Consider the following 1,531-nt stretch of genomic DNA (forward strand, 5'->3'; position numbering starts at 1 on the left):
AAGCGACTCTCGGATTTCGGCAGGCATTCGATCAGTTGGCGCCATTGCGCCTCGGAGTAGCGGGCGAGCAATGCGGCAAGAGGCGCCTGACCTCTGGCCGCTGTGTCGATCATTTCGCCCACCGCAGGTACGGTGTGCAACCTGGGGTGAATGCACAGGTGATGGAGAGCGAAGGCCACGATGTCCTCCATCTCGCTCAGGCCCAACCTGCGTGCATCATCGACATGGTTCGAAGCACGCACCGCAGCAAACGGTGGAATCTGACACTGATTGATATGCTGCGAACCCGCCCGCAACATTCTCCAGGTAACCAGCACACGTTCGATCAGCCCCACGTCATCCTGAATTCGCCGCGCAGGGGTCGGCAAAGGGTGTCGCTGCCCGCTCTGCCCTTTCAGGCTTGCCAACCTCCCACCGCTACTCAGGAACAACCAATCACTGATCGGCCACCATGGGCCTTGTTCAAGCCGCTCGAACGTCGCCGCAAGCAACTCCAGACGGACGGGTTCATAGACCGGGTAGCAGCCAAATTCCCGATTGGAATCGGGCAACCGACACAAGGCCGTGAGATGGGACGCGACAGCGGCCGAAGGCGCCTCACTGAACAGCCAGCCACACAGGTAACGCCGTTGCTGAAACAACGCCCTCTGCGCTGCCCGGGCGGTCAGCTCCAGCAGACGGCGACTGGGGACCGTGCCGGGCGAAGCCAGGCAGACCAGTACGGGATGCAGTTGGGGGGCATGGGCCAGGTCGGCCCGGTGCACACGGGTCAATGCCTGCTCACCCAGGGCATTGCGCAGCGCGGCAAGCACGGCGTGGTCGCCATCGTGAGCAGTCGCAAGCGGATCTATCAGCACATGGCAGTACAAGTGCGCCCCATGATGGCTTTCGATGAGCCTGGCCAGGTTATCGGTGCGCATCAGACCTTGGCCTCGCACTTTTTGCTGGCGTCAGGCGCAAGCGAGAGTGGCTGGCTGTTTCCAGCCCCTGACGCAGCCGCGCTGGTTTGCCCCAGCAGGTCGAGTTTCAGCCCGTTGATGGTGATGCCCTGCCCGTCCAGCACAATGCTGCCGCCCGCGGTTCTGAACTCGATGCGCTCACTGGCGCGCAGCTGATAGATCGTCGTATGTTGCTCCATGCCCTGCCCGACGGTGACCTTTTGCGCACCTTTGACGACAAGCTCGGCGTCCTTTCCGACAAAGGCCTGGTGATTGGCCCCTGTTGATTCGCTACGGTCGTTGCCTACTTTCTCGATCAGGTCATGCTTGATATCTACACGGCAGTCTTGCCCAATGAGCTGGGTATGGTCGCCCCCGGTTTCCTGGCGGAAGTCATGGCCGATATTCAAGTGCTCGTCATTACCGACCTGCTCGACACGATTACGCCCCACACGCGTGGTCTCGTCATTGCCGACTACATTGTTCTGGTCCCGCTGGGCATGGATGAACACTTCTTCCTTGCCGAGTTCGTCCTCGAAGCGCAGTTCATTGAAGCCATTGCCCTTGTGGGTCTGGCTCTTGATGGTCATGCG

At 60.8% G+C, this 1,531-nt stretch carries 2 protein-coding genes; both read right to left on the reverse strand.

The window, feature by feature from the left end; genetic code table 11:
• Positions 1–920 (reverse strand): hypothetical protein (locus RYH74_RS26230; RefSeq protein WP_317410609.1); only part of this gene is annotated, 920 nt, incomplete at its 3' end.
• Positions 920–1,531: bacteriophage T4 gp5 trimerisation domain-containing protein (locus RYH74_RS26235; protein WP_410903330.1), on the reverse strand; the 612-nt coding region annotated here is incomplete at its 5' end. The genes RYH74_RS26235 and RYH74_RS26230, both read right to left, overlap by 1 nt.

Origin of the sequence: Pseudomonas sp. LSJ-87 (genome assembly GCF_032971465.1) — a bacterium.
GTDB classification, from domain to species: Bacteria; Pseudomonadota; Gammaproteobacteria; order Pseudomonadales; family Pseudomonadaceae; genus Aquipseudomonas; species Aquipseudomonas putida_Z.